This is a genomic window from Variovorax sp. J22P240 (assembly GCF_030316855.1).
GTDB lineage: Bacteria > Pseudomonadota > Gammaproteobacteria > Burkholderiales > Burkholderiaceae_C > Variovorax.
In genome coordinates, this window is the sequence record NZ_JASZYR010000010.1 from 14,112 (window position 1) to 31,940 (window position 17,829).

Here is a 17,829-nt window from a genome sequence, read left to right on the forward strand (position 1 = left end):
CAGAGACCCTATCGGGTTTCATGTAAAGCAAAAATCCGTCAGGCAACTCGCGCGCTAGGCGATGCGGTTGCAGGAAACCTCGATCCCGAATGTGTTGCCGTCCTTGTCGACTGGGCCCACAATGCCGATGCCCGGTGAGACCGATGGAGGATTCCGTGAGAACCAACCTGCTTGCTTTTCCGGTGATGCTCGCCTTGCTGTTATCTGCCTGTGAGAAGCGACAGGCTGAGCAGGCTCCATCGGCTGCGACTACTGCGCCTGCGGCGACGCCGGGAACGGCACCACCGCCTGCGCCTGTGTCTCAAAAGTACAGCGTATTCGACGTGAAAGTCTGGAGTGACCCGAATTCGTACAAGGTCGATATGTGCCCCTTGGTCGATCAGTCGCTCATTCTGTCGGCGGGAAAGCCCCCAGATCCAGCGCTGCAGGCGGCGGATCTCTGGTGCCGAGTTGAGCGACTACCGAAGGCGCCTCAGGGACCAAAGCCCCCCCAATCGCCAAGCATCCCGGTGCTTGTCCAGACAGCGGACGGAAAGGCTTTCTATGGACTAATTGATCGCAAGGACTTGGCGAATGCAACCGACGCCTGTTCGGCTATCGCGAAGGCCATCCCCGCTATCGCACCTCAGGATCCGGATGCCATGTTGCTGTCCGCAATGTCCCAATCGGGCTGTCAATCCATTAGTGCAGAACTACTTAAGGACAATCCGTTGGTTGTGATTGCATCGACAACGGTCATAGCCCAGGGTGCAGTGCGAGACGTTGCTCAACTAATTCAACAAGACAAGAATCTAGCGCCAGTTGGAAAAGTCATCGAAGACTTGAACGAGAAGGCTTCAGACGTTATGCGCGATGCGGTCAAGAAACCGCTTGATTGGGCCATCGCACATCCTCAGGAGGCCCTCACAGCGTTGCAGCCTGGGCTTGCGAATATCGGACCTGCTCAAGCAAAGGCATTGGCGGAGCAGACCGTAGCGTTCATGAATGCAAGCGGTGTTCCCAAGGAACAAATAGATCAAGCTGCTAAAAGTTTGGGAGGCCCCGGGGCTGCCGCAGTCCAGGCCGCTACAGCAATCATTCTTCCGCCCACTCCAGATGCGATCTCAAACAGTGCAAGACAAGTGGTCGAGGGGGCGAAAAAGGCCGCCGACGCTGCTAGTAGAAGCGACGTCAACCCCGGCAACTGGAAGGTGCCGAAGTGTTGCTGATGACAGCAGCGGACGGCGTTAAACTCAGTTGTCGAAGGGTTGAAGCTCCAGCTTGATCCGTAAAGCGCATTGGGTCGTCGTTGCCTGGGGACTGGACTGGTCCGGCCGTTGCTCGGCCAATCTGACCTCGGGTATCTCGAACGCACCCGATCCGTCTGAAGTCTCTTCTGCTCGCCAAGCTTGAGCAGGCCCTTTGATTCGCCGCCTTGATCGAGCAGCATCCGGCGAAGTCCGAAGCCAGCGAGACCGCCCTGACGGTAGCCCAGTTCGACAAGCCTGCACACTGTCCGGCAAAGACCTTCGTCGAAAGCTCGCGGCTGTATTCGCCTGCCATCGCTCGCTTGACGCCCTTGACGCCCTTGACTATCGTCGATACGAGCGACCCGTCGTTCTCGAATTGCTCGGCACAGTACACGACCTGAATACCGGCCCTCTGGCCCTCTTGCATCTGTACTTCTGTACTCGTAGTAGGCGTTCTCGTCGGCGTCCTGGAATCGACACCATCTGCTGACGTCGAAGACCAGGACGATGCTGAAGCCGGGGTTGTCGGACTTAACGACGGACATCCCAAGGCGCGCCTGGAAGAAAAGCTCCAAGATCTACACCACGCCGCGGCTGCTGATCATCGACGAGATCGGCTATCTGCCGATCAACCCGGTCGGTGCCAACCTGTTCTGCCAGTTCATCAGCCGGCGCTATGAGCGCGGCCCGATGATCCTCACTAGCAACCGGAGCTTCGGGGCCTGGGGCGAGGTGTTCGGAGATCGCATCATCGCAACTGCCATCCTCGACCGCCTGCTGCAAATTCCACGCCTGTCGGCGGTGCCAGTGAGCAAAGCGCCATGAGAGAAGCACAAAAACCCAGATCTTCGCTTCAGCGCTTCCATTGAGCGCTTCTGGCTCTCGACCGGTTGTATCCGCAGCCAGGAGCGGGCGTCGGAAGAGGGGCGCTGAACATAGATGAGGTCAAGACGTTGGTGGCTGCGGTAGCGGGACTAAGCTTGACTAAGCCGCGGCAAACCAATTCCTCACATGCGACCCTCGACAGCCAAGCTCGAGACGTTGATGATATGCCGATCAAGCAAATCCTCTTGGGATCTTGAAGATCGCTCTGTAGTCTGCACCGTAGGAGATGAAGAACATGTTGAGGAGAGGAATCGCGGCCTTACTGCTTTCGTGCGCTGCAGAAGCCAACGCAACACCGGAGTTCCTGCTTGAGCCGAGCGGACAGGCCACTGGCAGCAGTTGCCAGTCCTACGCGCTTGCTGTGGCATTGGCTTTCAAGCGGGACGCAGCCTTTCCCGTGCAGACCGCATCGGACCTACGCAAGGTCGAAACGGGGATCCGCTCGAAGATTAAGCAGGCGGCCGGCTCGGCGGACGTCACTCACGTTCACGTGAAGGCCGGCTTCGACGCATACACCAGCGGCAGGTACAAGCTGACGATTAAGCCAGGCGAGTTGGCCGCCGTTGGCAATGCGGTGGCTGCTCGCTCGGGCGTAAGTTCCGAGCAGGCGACGCCGCCGACTTTTCTTCTGGGCGCCGTGGTGAAGGACGTGCTGCTCGCTTCTGCCACGCGGATCGGCAAAGATTCCTATGGCGGCGGGCACATCTTCACGATTCTCGGTGCGACCCTGCCAGCAAACAGCAGCCAGAAGTTCCTGATTCTGAACAGCGGCGTGAAAGTGAAGGGCGAGAACACAGCGCGGAAGGCCTGCTCCGACGGCGTGCCGGACAAACTGGATCCTTACGTGGCAATGCTCGGCTGGACGAAGAGCGTCGACATCGAATTCAAGCAGGCGAGCGGCAAGGTGCTGCTCTGGACGATCGACTAGAAGGATTAGGCGCGACCGACCGCCGCGCGCCGCCAAGTGCAAGCCAACAGCTGCGGGATCGGTCAATGGAGCTACCACCTCTATCCGGACGCCGAGTTAAGAGAACAGGTTGGCTCGATCGAATATATGGAGGAGGTGAGATGCCAGACAACAGCTTGCGTTCATCTTGTTTCTGGAAGTCTTCGGGCTTCTTCTTGATTGTGCTGGCGGCAACATCCGCTGCAGCGCAAGGTCCCTCGTTTACTTATCGGCGAGGAGAAACGATCGCTGCCGCCCAAGTTGGGACCACTCCGAATGGGACACCTGTGCTCCGTCGAATTGAGTACGGAGTGGTTACCCCTGCAGTCAGCGAGGGCTTGGATGACCCCATGGAGAGCTGCTTATCCAAAGTCGGCGCGCTCGGACGTCCAGGTGGAGGTACTAAGTGGGGCACTGAATTGCGCTCACAGATGGACCAGATCAATTCGCGGACGGCGATGCCGAATGTCTACGCAGATCGAGAAGCGCTCGAGCAGAACGACGAATACGCCAAAGCCTACCGGAACGCACGTGCATCGCTCGAGTTGCACTTGAGCGCGACCTCCATCTCCGAAACGAGCGACGCTCTTGGGGAAGTGAATCAGAAGCTGTCCCAGGAACTGACGGCAGCAGGACCGGAATGCTCCGGATCGAAGGGCAAGGTTTACCTAACGCTCATTCAAAGAGTCTGCGCCGGCCAAGCGGACTGCAAGGAGTTTCGCCTTGCCCCCCTTACCTATTTGCGAGGTGAGCGATATGCGGATCGGTTCGACTTGCTGCTTCGTTGGGCGTACGCCTATCGCGCAGATGAAAAGAACCCAGCGAAGGCACAGTATGCCAAGGGCCTCCTTCAGCCAAACCTCCATGTTCTCGTAGGGGATCTAGGCGCGGTCTCGCCGCCTGACGGGTCACAGGTGCTGGACAATTTCCGAGCAGAGACCACTCCTGCTTCGGACGAAGTCGTGCAGGCGAATCTTGAGCGAATGGTACGTGACCTGCGGCTTTCGCGACCGGCTGACGTCGATCCCAATGTTGCAAAGAAGATTCCGGCGCAGCTATTACGGGCGTTGAACGTGCCGCAGCAAGTTTATGTTCGATTGGCGGATTCGTTCGCGTACGCGGAAGGGCTTCCTGAGTCGCTCGGCTCGAAGCCGGAAGCTGTGCTTCTGGCCATTCCGGATCGCATGGCGGAAGCGCGATTGGCCGAGTGCGTCCTAAACAAGAGGGTTCATCTGGTTGATGCGAACGGCGCCGCCAACCTCGCCGCGCTCAAGACGTGCACTGGGTACACCTGGAAGGACCTAGCTCAAGTTACTGCCTGCGTCCCTGGAGCAAAGGCCGCTGATTCAGGACTATGCGCGCCCAAACTAGACGCGGCGGTGGTAGGAGAGGTGCTAAAAGAGGCGGTTGGGCTGATGCAGCTAGGGACCTACGTACGGGATGCGAGGTCGCTTGCGACCACGTCGCTTCTGGGGAGGCTTCCAAACCTGAAGTATGCCGACTTTGCGGTGGCAGCCAAGAAGTGCGTCGGTGTTGCGAATGACGCTGCGGGAGCCGAGTGCCTTTTCAACCAGCAGTTCAAGAGCGTGGAAAAGGACCTTCAGAGGATTCAGAAGTGCGCGAAGAACTCGTCGGGATCGAAACTGGCTGAATGCCTTGCTGTAGGGGGCTTTGGCAAGGAGGAGGCGAGATTGCGCCTTGCGGCGAAGTGCGCAATCGGCTCAAACACTGCGCTTGCGGAATGTGGGACTGCTGGTCTATTGGACAACGAGACGCAGAGGAGGCTCTCATGCGTCCGAGAAAAGAGCGATGCGACTGCTCGAGCAGCTTGCATCGCAGAGGGACTGCCAGGCGCCGACATTGCCGCGAAATTCACTACCTGCGCCAACCGCCCGCAGGAGCAGAGGCTCAGTTGCCTTGGCGCGCTGCCCGGGATGCCGGCCAAAATAGTTCAGTCGGCAGTGGAGTGCCAGCGTGCGACTGGATCGCTGGCCGCCGGCGCCGCTTGCGCTCGTGCCCTCGGCGTGAACATTCCTCCGGGTGTCGACACATTGGTCGGATGCGCTGGCAGACCGTCTACGGCCGGAATGCTGGCCTGTGCGGCGGACGGGAAGGTTGGTGGTGATGCCGGAAAGGTGCTTAGCTGCGCGTCGCAGGCCAATTTTGATGGGCCAGGGACAGGGGCATGTGTAGTCGGGACGATGCTTAAGTTCAACGAAGACTTAATGATGGCAGCCACCTGCGTCGCATCAACTGGCGGAGAACCGACGACCGCCGCAGTCTGCACTTTCGGCAAGCTTGCAATGCGCGAGTTTGAATTCTGTAAGAACGATCGATTCGGCGAAGGCAAGTGCTTTGGCAAGAACAATACGTTGGTCAAGCTGTTCAACATCGGCCCAAACAGCACCGTCGCACAAGTGCTCAACATCCAGATGGATATGTACAAAGGCATGATCGCTTTCACGCAAAATCCGGGTAAGGCAGTCGGTGACTTCGTGCGGAACGCTGGTCGGGAACTGACTATTGTGCGGGAGAACGTGCTACGTGAGGCTGAGGCCTTCCATGACAACCTGCGTCGAGAAGCATCGAAAGTCCTTGGGAAGGGAATCTATATCAAAGTGAAGTGCTGCCGCCTCTGATGGGGGATCGCGCTTGCCCCCTCCTCTGCCCTGCACCGATCGGCCCTCGGTTTCAGCTTTTCCATGGCTCCAATCTCGGATAGGGCTCCATAAGCGGGCCGAATGGTGGCGTTTCCGCAATTCCGCTCAGGCCGCCCTCCCTTCGGCGCGGCGCGACCGCGGCCGCGACGCACTGGGCGACCCCGCCGCCAGGTCACCGGCGTCGGCCTGGCGATCGCTGCGACAACCGACCAAACGACAGCTCTCTTGACCGCCGCAGTGAGAGTCTGGGCCCGTTGCTGAAGTTCAGCGGATTGATGAGCTGACCTTTCGGGCTGCCAGTTGACTACCGACACGCGCCTCTCCGCAGTGAGCAAAAAATGGGCTTGCACCTAAGTGCACCCATGCGTGTTGTATGGCGCAATCCGTGGAAACGAACGTGCTGCTGCACCCAGTGGACACACGCTTCTTCGGTCCCATGCCGCAGTGCAGGTGGCGGACGCTAGTCAGGTCTACCCGTACTGTGGGCCTACTCGGCACCAGACGCCATCGGCAATAGGCGTCCGTCGTTCAGCTCCATCACCAAGGTCGTCTCCGTGAACGTATCCCCAAGTCGTCGTGAAGTGGTTGCTCAGCACGAACCGAAATGGCACGATCAAGTACCTCTGCGCAGGCTGCCGCTGGGGTGTACGGTGTGGCGACAGTATTGGGGATTCACAAATGGTTGGTGTCAACACTTCCTCGTTCACCGGATTGATCGGCTTGGGCCTCCTACTCTCGCCAGTAACAGGGACTGGGAAGGAGGTCAATGTTCAAGTGAAGTCCTACATTGCCCACATGGCCGGGCCGGGGGAGCCGAACAACCAACCTCCGTCGGAGGCAACTAAGAAGGCGCTCGGATTCGACGGTCTTGGACAGACCCGAACCGACGCCTATCTGTTTATGCTGGCAACTGACAAGCTATTTTCTGAGAAGCCATCGGACGGAGAGAAGGCAAGCGGTCAATTTCGCCTATGGAGCCAACTCACCGGAGAGGTGACCTGCGAGACGAACAAGGTCAAGAGCGCCACCTTTAAGCCTGTCGAAGCGGCGTTTGGCAAAGAAGGTCCGCTAGAAAGCGTTGGCGAGGTCGAACGCAAAGTTGCATCCACGCTGACCGATGGCAAGGTTGCGTTCAGTTATCGCATCCGAGGTCGTCCGCACAACTCCAGCATCGCCGCGTTCACTGCTGTACGCCCTCGCAGTTGCATATACATCTGGCATGACGTGGCAGGTGAGGTGACCTGTCAGGGCGGAGTGCCCTCGACAAAGATTAGTTTGACGGCCAGTGCCTTTCCGTCACACAGCGTTTGGGTGGACGGTAAGTCGCAATTCAGCGTGATGCGGGGGCCGTTCGAGAATCTTTGGAAGTGCGATCCAACTGACGCGACCAGGGTCAAGTAGGCAGTTGATTACACTGCGCCAATAGGTCATCGGTCAGCCAGCGAGACGATGGCTGCTCGGGATTGCGACGATTACACGAGATCGGAGCCATGCAAAGAGCAGCAATCAATCGCGAACTCAGCAGATGTGTGAATGCGAGTGTGTTGCGCTCTCATGCGCACATGGTGCGCTCGATGACCTTTGGAAGTTTGTCTAACTCCCCGTCGCTCACTCGCTGGCCTGCATCACCGCCCAGACTCCAAAGAAGAACATCAGCTGTACTCACATTCTTACCCCCGAACTCAGTGAGAGCAGCGGCTGCTTCCGGCGCTGGGGGAGGGAAGAACTTTCCAATGTAAATTGCTGCCATCGCATGCTCAACTTGAGGCGAACCATCTCGGAGTCCATCCTGAAACCCGCTGTCACCTCGAGCACCAGGAGTATTGCCAATGTAGTACGGACCACTCCCGCGCCTCGTTAGCGCTTCGCCCACAAGAACGAACTTCAAGTCTTCAAGGACCTCGCCCGTCGCCTTTGTCTGCCCTATGGCGAACGAAACAAGGTCCCGAAAGGCGTGGCAATGATTCTTGGTGTTCTTGAAGAGCACTTTCCCCTTGTCCGACAGTGCGGCTCGGCGCTTGGCGTCACCGGCTGCATCAGCCTGCACGGAAGCTGCGCAAAGGCCCAGGACGCAGACACAGGCAACGCGGACAAATGCAGACGTAGTCATCCGCTCTCCTTGGCTCAGCACTTGACGATCGAGCATACGCCAAGAGAAGATCGTTTTGCGGAGGATCAAGATCGCGCAGCGTCGCACTTGGGGAAAACCCCATCTAGAACGCTAGCGCTGAAGGGGGGGCTTTGAGGTGTATTGCGATAGACGTGTCATCAGTCTTGGGGATGAGGCGAACCGAATACAAGGTTTCCAATTGACTGAGGCTGCCCGTGCCGGCTTGCACGGATCAGCACTGGGCGGTTTTGGCTGGCTGAAGGTGGAGCCATCGTTGCACTGGCGATCGAAGGCCGTTCCGAACATCGTCGTGCCGCTGCTTCTTGTAGTTTGTGCGTGGGACTGCAGAGCGGAGACATGTCGAGGATCTGAGCGATGCGAGCTGAAGGGGGCTTGTATCGCACGAATCAAACCCGCCGATAAGATTCGGCCCTGCGCTTCGAGCTAGGTGTTGGAGATTCACTGCTGCAAGGAGGCGGCGCGAAATGGGAGAACTTCAGGAGTTGGAGGATTCCTTCACGCCGGTGGGAGACAGTCGTAGTGCGCTACCGCTCACCCGAAGAAATTTCATCGGAGCGGGTATGGCATCACCCGCCTTACCGCTGCTTCTAGGGTCGACAGCTACATCTGCGGCATTGCTAAGCTCCCGTAAGTGTGAGTCCACGTTGCGCTTCGAGGAAGACGCGAACGGCCTGACCATCACCTGGTACCCGGAACTCGAGATCGGCGAACTGCCCCACGAGATGGGCAACAAGGCTTGCGCACCGCCTCCTAAGCCTTCCCAGGCTATCTCTGCGCCGCCCGAGAAAGCTAGGTCCTGGCGGCTGATCCGCAAGGCATTCGGGCCCGACGCGAAGTTCCGATTGAGACTCGACAAAGTCGACAACAAGAATCCCGACGTCGTCTACTCGCTGGAGGTGACCAACGTCAGATTCGGAAAGCTCGCCGATCGTTCTCTCCGGTTCACATTCAGCCACTCCCCGAAAGAAAAGGAACCGAGCAAGGGAAATTGGCAGGTCTCGCTACTGACGAAGATGTGGTCGAGTGCTGAGAAGCAAAGCGCCGCCCTCTATTTCAAGGATATTTCAATTCCACCCGAAGAGGGCGCGGAGAAGTCGGCCAAGTGCGAGTGTGACAAAGCGCCAGAAATACCAAAGGAACGCGCATTCGAGTTGACGAACGTCGATGCGAGTGCAGCGCTGAAGCAAATCCTCGCTGACGAATTGAGGGATGTGAAGGTGCCGGTGCGGCTGCAGCTGGCGACCAATGGAGTGTGGAGCATCCTGCCACAAGAAGATGGCTCGAAGAAGCCCTCGCCCATTCTCTTGCCCGACGGCAGACTCGCACTGCTCAGAGGTTTGCGTATGGCTTGGTGCGACGCTGATCCGGCTTCGCTCCAAGGTGAAGCGGCATCGCATCAGCCGCCGAACGCAATAGCAGAAGCGAAGAAAGGCAAGGACAAGTCGACGCCCCCCGGCCGGCTGGAAATGGATCCCATCTTCGTGGCCTGGGGAGATGCCAGCGAGGGCGATCTCATGCTGGGCGCCGCAGCGCAAAGGCCGCGGATTGCGCTGACTGCCATGACAGTCAAGGCCCAGGACATATTCAAGGTCGCGCCGACGGTTGCACAGCAGAACGCGAAGGACATACCTGCTGCCGGCGCGGCGCCCGCCGATGCCGCGTCCTCGGCTTCGGCGCCGGCCAGCGCTGCCAGCACCGTCGCCGCATCGGTAGTTGCACCCACACCCGCACCAGCGGTCCGGGCATGGCCTAACTGCGCCGAGCCCGAGCCGCCGGTCGACTGGAAGAGCATCGCTGGAAATCCTGCAACCAGCACGGCGCTCGACCGACCTCCCCAGTGGCGTTTTATCCGGCGGGACTGGTCGCCGAAAGATCTGCACCAAACAGGCGTATCCAGCATCCGCGCCATGTGGTCGGCGATGATCTGGACCAAAGCCGGCCGCTTCGGCCCCATCTGCATTACGGACGGCGTGTTCCAGCGAGGTTTCGAATCGAAGGGTGCGAACATGCCGACCCTTAGATTCGCAGGTCGGCTCAGTACGACGAACTGGGAGATCGACACCGGCATAGGAAAGCTGCTCGTCAAGGGTGCGGCAAGCGACGGTTCCGCGATCGATCCGCAGAAGGCCAGCGCCCGCACCCACCGCCCATTGATGACTTTGAGCAGTTCCGGCTACGGATCGGCGCTTTCCTCGCTTGATGTTCCACTGCTACTCCTTCGCAGCGACCTTGCTCCAGAGGGCTGTGAATTTAGCGAGTTCACTTTCGCGCCCACGGGGTTGCGGGCGGTCTACGACAGCGACGCCGCCAAGGCACGCAACGACCTGCGCGTGTCCGAGAGCTACCTGTGGCTCGGCGAACCCGCCGCCATCCGCGAGTTTCCGCTAGCGCGCATCGACCTCACACGCGCACGCGTCGACGTCGCCCGTCCGGAAAGCCTAGCGCGGCTGGGCTTCATGTTCGCCGGCCTGAACTTAGAAATCGCTGACGGCAAGGCCTGGATCACGGACCCCCGCGCGAGTTGCCGCGTCCGGCAGCGGATCGAGCCCTCAGGCAACGGCGAGCCGATCGCGCTCGACGCGCGGCCAGTGCTGGTCGCCGAATTCCCGCCGCAGCATGTGTTCGAGGAAGCAGTGTTCCGCCCAAGCGAGGCGCCACTACCAGATGTGGCATTGAAGGACACCTCCCCCTTCCGCGTCACCCTCCAAGATGGCGCCACAAAGACGTTCAGTACATCGCTGGCCGAATTGCTGCTCCAGCTCGACAAGCTCGTTTGCATTGAAGATCACGTTCGCGTTCGGCGCGACTATCAGGCGAGAAAGATTAACCAGGCCAAAGCAGCAGGCGAAGGCTCGACTTTCCAGGAATTTGTCGAAGCATTCGAAAGACTTTGCGAAGACGGCGCGACGAACGGCTCCTTGCCCCCGATCGCAAGACCTGTCGAAGGCAGCGACAAATGCACGACGCGCGCAAAGGACGAAATCCTGCCGCCCGCCTATCACATCTACATCGGACCCGACGAACTGCAGCCGGAGCTGATGGCGATCGGTCGCAAAGCGAACAGGAGCATCCGCAACAAGATTATCGCCACACTCCTCGACAAGTCCTTGGCCAACGCCGACAGGTTCATTGCGCTACTGAAGGGTGCCGAGCCCGAACCGCCCGAACTCATGTCGCAGATTGTCCTCATCGTCAAGTCCGTGCTGGCGGCGATGAACCCCTTCAAGAACACGCCGGAGTTGCCGGTTTCCCCGCGCGATCGTGCACGCATGCTGGAGCAGGCCACTAGCAGCGTCATGCAGGACTATGCCCAGTTCCGCGACTTCTATGCCGAGTGGATCCTGCGGAAGCCCGGAAGCGAAAGCCTGTTGCCGGACGACCTGGAGTTCTTCAGCCCCGAGAACACAAAGGAGCAGGACGGTCTGAGGTTCACGCCCAAGCCTTCGGTCGCGGATCGGCTCACAGCTGCGAAGAAGGAATATGTCAACCTGCTTCAAAGCACGCAGGCGCCGGACCCGGTCATGCGCGCACGTCTGTCCGGCACGTCCCGACTCGCCTTCCACGTCGACTGCGGCAGCCGTCCGCGCATCGACGTGGAAGACGGCGACGCGCACACCCTTGCGCAGGGCGATGCGCCGGGTACGCGCCTGCCCTTCAGCTTCGACGCACTGACGGACTGGGCGCACTACGACCTCGCGGTGACGCCGCGCGCGCGGCAGGCAGCAACCTTCGACGACGCCGGTACGCTGATCCGGCGCGAGATCGGCGAGGAAGGCAGCGGCGAGGACGACTCGTCTGGCTCCGACATCGCGATGCTCAAGTCGCTGGGCATCCGCAGCGGGCAGCTCACCCAGCGCCCGCAACGGTCCGGTCGTCCCAGGGATTGGGGCAAGCAGTTGCGCACGCTGCAGGAGCGCCTGACTGACGTCGAGGCCTCGCTCTCCGTGGTTCCCGACGATCTGCAGACCGCCATCGAGCTTCCAGCGCGGCTGATCCTCTCGCCGTCGCAGAAGGGACAGTGGCGCACGCGGCGCAACAATTTGCCCTGGGCCTTTGCGCCCTTGGAGCGACCCGTTCCATTGTGGACTGCGCAGCTCGATGTCAGCGGCGTCAATCCGCTCGTGCGGGCGGTCGCATCGCCCGACATGCGGGCCGAATTCGTGCGCTTCGGCCTAGACCGAAGCCTGTTTGCTCACCAGCGGGTGGCCCTCAAGGAAAACGTTCTGCACTCTCCCGCGGGCGCAGCGCCCCCGCGCGGCCCGCGCGCGCCATGGACGCTCGGGTTCGAGGAAAGCGACCCTAACACCAGCCCGATCGAAAGACTTTACAAGGCGACGCAGACTGTTCCCGACAACGAGAAACGCTCGGTAGAGTCGATCTGCGCGGAGTCCAAGGTTGGGGTGGCGGCGGCTGCTGCTGCCTCGGCTGCTGCGGCAGCGGCTTCTGCGGCATCGGCTGCTTCGACGTCCGCGGCGGCATCCACGGCCTCCGCGCCTCCTTCCGCAGCACCGCCGAACGGCAGTGCATCGGCCACAGTCGAAAGCCTGCATCCGCTCGTCGACTACCTCTGCGGGCGACAGATCCACCGCAAGGAATATGGCAAGCACGCCGTGTTCCGCTCGACGCTGGACGCCTACGACCGGCACGAGATCGTGCTGCTCAGCTCGACCTGGGGGCTGCCGGTACGTGGCCGGCGCGAGAAGACCGGCGAACTTCAGGCGCTGCGCTTCTCCAGCCAGGTCGAGCTGCCAGAGGAGTGGCGTCTGCTGGACGCGGAGGCCGGCACCGCCATCTACCGCCCGCGCGCACTGAAGATCCAGGAGCTTGCGCTGACAGCGCTCGGCGGAACGCTGCGCCACGACAGCGACTTCGTGCCGCCGGCTGCGGCGCGCCACATCGTCCACGGCCCGTTGTTTGATTCGATGTCGGTCGAACGCTGGCAGCACTGGACCGTGCTGGGCCGCGACGTGTTCGCCGAAGTGGTCTACAAAGGCTACCTCTTCCCGATCGGTCACCGCGCATCGCTGGTCAAGCAGACTGAGCGCATTTTCCTGGCGCCCGCCAAGAAGGATTCGAAGGAACCCGATACGCACGCCCCCTTGCGTTGCTACTTGCGGCAACGCATGTTCATCCGCGTCGCGCGACCCGAAAAGGCGTTTCCCGCATACGGCCAGCCGAACGGCGGCCGCATGTTCCCCGCAGACGTGGTGCGCATGCTCACGCTCATCACGCCGGACATCGTCGATCCCGCGGAGGACACAACGCTGCCACAAGCGATGTCGCCGGCCAAAATGTCGGTGTCGCCAGGCGGCCGGCTCTATGCCAACGAAGCCGGCTTAGTGTTCTGGCCGCGCACCGCACGCATCGAAGGGTCGGAAGTCGTCTTTGAAATGCAGATCCAGGGCGCGGCGACCAAGGGCAAGCTGCTATTTGTCGACAACGTCGCCGTCAATCGTCCGGATCTGATGGATCGCCTCGTGCGCGATTACAACAAGCTGGACTCGCCCGACGTGACGGCTGACAACAGGCCCGATCTCCAGACACCCGACCCGCAAAAGCACCTGCGCACGCTCGACCTGCACGGCCAATCGCTCCGCTATTGCGACGAGATCAAGCCGGGCAGCGCATCGCACAAGACACTGTCGTGGACGCTCAAGGCCACAGGCGGTGTAGGCGTCACCAACATCCCGCGCCCAGCGGGCGAGGACGTCAAGCCCAACGACTACGAAGGCCCGGTCCACCAGTTTGACGACCCCTTGCTGGAAGGCGCCGACCAGCCGCCGTTCTTTCCCGCCATCCACACCGCACGCATCCGCATCGACCAAGTCGAACGACTGACCGGCGGAAATCCGCAGGCCGCACTCGCACAATTCGAAGGCTGGTACGTGCAGAACGGTTTCGAGCCCAGCAAACGTACCCAGGAGACCGACAGGCTCGGAATCTATTTGGACATCGTCAGCAAGGTGACGATGGACATGGGACAAAACGGCAGCCGCAGCGGCGGCGTGATGCGGCCCGCCGGCGAAGTAATTGCGCTGGCGCGTGAGCGCGGGCCGCTGACGGGAACCGGTCGACTCGATAGAGCCGGGGTCGTCGATTCGGTCGTCGGCAAGGAAAGTGGCTTTCCGTTGACGCCGGCACCCGCGCCGCGACCGCAAAGGGCATTCGGTCCGGATGACACAACGGCGGACCCCCGGAATGCCAAGAAGGCCTTCAACAAGTTCTTTAGCGGAAACGACGCCCTGAAAACGAAGATTCTGGGCCTCGTCTCGGTCAGTGATCTGGTCGAATTCCTCGACGTCAAGAGTGCGGCCTCCGAGCTACCGCTGTTGCGGGACGTCGTCGAATACGGCATGAGCGGAGCGGAAGCCGCCTCGGACAGCCTGCGTGCGAACGTCGTCGTGCCGCTGCACCAGTTGATCCTTGAGCTTGACCGCCAATGGGACGAGGCCGGAAAGCAGGCCAAGGCTAAGTCGGAGGGCTTCGTCAGCGGAATGGGCGACGTTTTCCCGGACGTGCACAGCGCACTGCAGGACCTGAAGAACGTGCTGTCGGCAACCACATCCAACGCCGACGATGCCGCCTTACTTGCCTCGTTGTCCGAGATCTACGAATGCGGCCGTCGCCTGATGGATGCGTGTGGCCGCATCGCCGCCAACCCACTGGACCAACTGAAGGTGGCGGTGAAGAGAAGGCTCCAGGGATTCAACGAAAAGGTCGGCTTTGTCATCGACCCAGACCAACTGAAGATCGCTTATCTCCAGGACGTGGTGAATGCTTCGTTGAGGGAATTCGAGAAGCGCCTGATCGACGGAGCGTTCGCATTGCACCGCCCGCTTGTCGACAAATGGGCAGCGCTCAAGACCAAACTCGACAACGAAGACGCGGCGCTCATGCAAAGCTTCGACGTGGTGCGCGAGGCGCTTCAGCACGCTGGGACTACAGTGTCCAACGAGATTCAGAGCCTCGACGACCTCGGGAAGGTTGCCACGAGGACACCTCTCGAGTATGCGCAGTTCGTCTTGGTGTCGCTGCTGCGCGCGTTCGACACCGAGCTCAGATCGGTTCAGACTGCACTTGACAAGGTGCCAAGGCAGAAAGGCAAAGCGGCCGACGCGCTGAACAGTTTCAGCCTCGCACTGGACGCAGCGCAGCGGCACACGGCCACGGCAGTCGACGAACTGCACGATCCCGTCGTGCTGGCGCGCTCAGAATACCAGCGGACGCTGACCAATTTCGCCACGCTGCTGCGCATGCGCACAATGGTGAACGAAATCATCAAGAGGCCGGAATCGCTGCTTTCGCAGGTGTCACAGATTCTTTCCGACTATCTGCTGCTACAGGTCGGTGCGCGCTTTCCGGACTTTCCTGCGTTCGCAAACGAAGCTCTCAAAGGCGTTCTGGCGCCCGTCACGAACGGCGCGACCGCGGTGATTGGAGCCATCGTCGACACAGGGCTCACTTTTCCCGAGGCGTTGCCCGATCTGACGAAGGACAAGCCTCTGGACTCTGGCGGATGGCCGATCACCGGAAATGAAGGGAACTTGGCGGCACTGCTGTACCTGGTGGCAGTGAGGGCGCAAGAGATCTTGCTGGATCCAAAATTCAAAGATCCAAAGTTCGATGAGGTGCGCAAACAGTTAGCCGGCGTGGGCAAGACCGCCCTGGCAGCGCAAAAGGATCTTCACGCCTTAGCCGCCCGCGTACAACTGCTCACCGAGAACCTCGCCGGTCTCGATCCGAAGCGCTTGCAAGCGTCGATGCAACAGATCGATTCGGGGCTGGACCATCTGCAGAAGCTCGGGGAGTCCGCGATCAAGGTCACCGGCAGCCTGCGCGACGCATTGATCGCCCTCTCGGTCGAAGAAGCCCAACGTCGGCTGAAGCCGCCGATATTGCAGGCGATTCTCCGGATTCTCGACTGGTTCTCCACCCTCAACAAGGCACTCGATTCGCACCTGCCCGAAAACGAGCCGCTGGTGGAACCCTGGAAGAGGCGCCTCAAGGAATATGCGCAAGCCATCGGCAACGCTCAGGAATTTGCAAGAACCGCGAGCCTTGCTCAATGGCGGGCAGAACCGAACAAACTGCTTCCCGTCCTTACCAATCCGATCGACGTCGCCGAGAAGACTGGTGCGCAGGCTGTCTTGATGCTGCAACGCGTGGTGGTCGACTTTGTCATCGACCGGACCGCCAGCCTCGTCGAACCTGTGGACATCGATAGCACGGTCAAACAGCTCGCGAGCGCCTTCCGTCCCCTACTTGTCCTGCTGAAGCAGGCTTATGTCGCATTGCGCGATGAGCGAAAGAAGGTATTCGACGCTGCCGGAGCGACGGCCGGTCAATTGCTCACCGGTGCGCTGCTGGTCCGTGTCGACAGCCATGTCATCTTCGTGATTGGCGATCCGCCCACAGGAGAGCAGATCGACGCCACGCGGCCCGACCGGGACCAGCTCCACTGGGACCTGCAGTCGTTGGAGCAACTTGTTAAGGCAATCGACGAGGGCAAGCTCCAGAGCGAGACTCGTCTCAGGGCGCTCAATTTTATGGACTACCTGGTGACCGGCTGGCGAACCAGCCAGTCCACCCCCTTGCGCATCATCGAACAGCTGAAGCGCATCTCGTTGGAGGAGATCCGCGCCAGGCTATTGGCGTTGATCAACTTCGGCGCCATCCGCGAGGAGATCGAGGAACGCATCAAGCTGCTGATTCCCTCGGCGGTGACGATGTCGTACGACTTCTCGACCACCATGTCGGAGCGGGCCGAGGCTGCTACCGCCGGCGTGTTCTGTCCGAAGGAGGGCTGCGCGCTCACCGTGCGCACACGTGCACGGGTGGACCTGCTGCAGGCGAGCGCGCCGACCTTCCTGTCGATTGGCGAACTGGGCGCCTTCGACATCCGGCTACTCGGCAGCTTCGATGCCGTTACGCTGCACTTCAAGGGCGTGCGCTTCACCTCGCGCGGCGGCTCGCCGGAATGCGATCTGCAGTACGAAGGCTTCACGATCGGTAAGCAGCTGGAGTACCTGAGCCAGCTCACGCCGTTCTTCGGTTCTAAGGCGGGAAGCGGCTTTTACTTGCAGCCCCTTGACAGCGGGATCGGCGTCGAAGCCGGCTACCGACTCGACCTCGGCGCCTTTACCGTCGGCAACCTCGCAATCTTCAACGTCTCGCTCAATGCCGCAGCCCGGCTGCCCTTTGACAACCGCGGCGCGACCTTCGTAGCTTCGCTGTCGCGGCGCGATTCGCCATTCACGATCGCGATTGCGCCATATGGCGGAAGCGGCTTCTTCGCGCTGGAAGCGGACACCAAGGGCATCGTCGGCTTCGAAGTCTCGTTCGAATACGGTGGCGCCGGTGCCTTCGCCTATGGCCCGCTGAGCGGTCAGGGCCGCTTGATGGTCGGCGCGTACATACGCAGCCGCTATGACCATACCGAAATCTTCGCCACGTTCTACGTCGGCGGTTCGGCCTCGATCTGGATCTTCAACTTCGGGGCGTCGCTGTACGTCAACGCGAAGCAGGAAGGCAGCCAGATGAAAGGTACGGCCACCTACACCTTCTCGTTCTCCATGGGCATCGTCGACTACGACTACAAGGTCGCCGTCAACGTGGCACTTTCACTCGATGGCAGCAGCGATGACAAGGCGCAGAAGAAGCAGGCGGATAAGACGGTCAGCGGCGATGCCGGCCGGTGGCAGGACGAGACACGGCCCGTCCGGCTCGCCTCACTCGAAGGCAAGTGGAGCCCGGGCGACGTTGTCAGCGATGTCTCGACGCATCCACTTGCGTTGATGATCGGCGCCAGCGCTACAGCCGCCGTGCGCAAGGCCGCAAATGGAGGAGCCAGCATGCCACCTTCAACGGCGAAGCGGCGCGTCGCGACCAAGTGCCAGACCGAAAGCTGGTCGACATATTCGAATTACTTCGATAAGGACCTGGCAAAGAAGGCGCAGAAGTTGAAGGCGGTTTACTGAC

The 17,829-nt window shown here is 60.6% G+C and carries 6 protein-coding genes and 2 pseudogenes; 6 read left to right on the plus strand and 2 right to left on the minus strand.

What is annotated here, in order from left to right:
* The first annotated feature begins 155 nt into the window (after window positions 1-155).
* A complete protein-coding gene (locus QTI24_RS21540; RefSeq protein WP_286603496.1) occupies window positions 156-1,208 on the plus strand; it encodes a hypothetical protein in 1,053 nt (350 codons plus the stop codon).
* Window positions 1,209-1,351: 143 nt separating this feature from the next.
* On the opposite strand, the pseudogene QTI24_RS21545 reads toward QTI24_RS21540, so the two are convergent.
* Window positions 1,352-1,744, minus strand: a pseudogene (locus QTI24_RS21545) (recombinase family protein); the annotation flags it as partial.
* Window positions 1,745-1,823: 79 nt separating this feature from the next.
* Here QTI24_RS21545 and QTI24_RS31645 point away from each other — a divergent pair.
* The 4 genes and pseudogenes from QTI24_RS31645 to QTI24_RS21565 all read left to right on the plus strand — a co-directional run.
* Window positions 1,824-2,009 (plus strand): annotated as a pseudogene (locus QTI24_RS31645) (ATP-binding protein); the annotation flags it as partial.
* A gap of 331 nt (window positions 2,010-2,340) precedes the next feature.
* A complete protein-coding gene (locus tag QTI24_RS21555) occupies window positions 2,341-3,042 on the plus strand; it encodes a hypothetical protein (RefSeq protein WP_286603271.1) in 702 nt (233 codons plus the stop codon).
* A 449-nt stretch (window positions 3,043-3,491) separates the two neighbouring features.
* Window positions 3,492-5,699 (plus strand): hypothetical protein, encoded by a 2,208-nt coding sequence (locus QTI24_RS21560; protein WP_286603273.1) that lies wholly within the window; start codon window positions 3,492-3,494, stop codon window positions 5,697-5,699.
* 795 nt (window positions 5,700-6,494) lie between these two features.
* On the plus strand, window positions 6,495-7,121 hold the full coding sequence (locus QTI24_RS21565; RefSeq protein WP_286603274.1) for a hypothetical protein: 627 nt from the start codon (window positions 6,495-6,497) through the stop codon (window positions 7,119-7,121).
* Between the two features lie 151 nt (window positions 7,122-7,272).
* On the opposite strand, the gene QTI24_RS21570 is transcribed toward QTI24_RS21565, so the two are convergent.
* Window positions 7,273-7,830, minus strand: a complete 558-nt coding sequence (locus QTI24_RS21570) for a hypothetical protein (RefSeq protein ID WP_286603277.1) — start codon at window positions 7,828-7,830, stop codon at window positions 7,273-7,275.
* Window positions 7,831-8,495: 665 nt separating this feature from the next.
* Here QTI24_RS21570 and QTI24_RS21575 point away from each other — a divergent pair.
* Window positions 8,496-17,828 (plus strand): P-loop NTPase family protein, encoded by a 9,333-nt coding sequence (locus QTI24_RS21575; RefSeq protein ID WP_286603278.1) that lies wholly within the window; start codon window positions 8,496-8,498, stop codon window positions 17,826-17,828.
* Window position 17,829 lies beyond the last annotated feature (1 nt).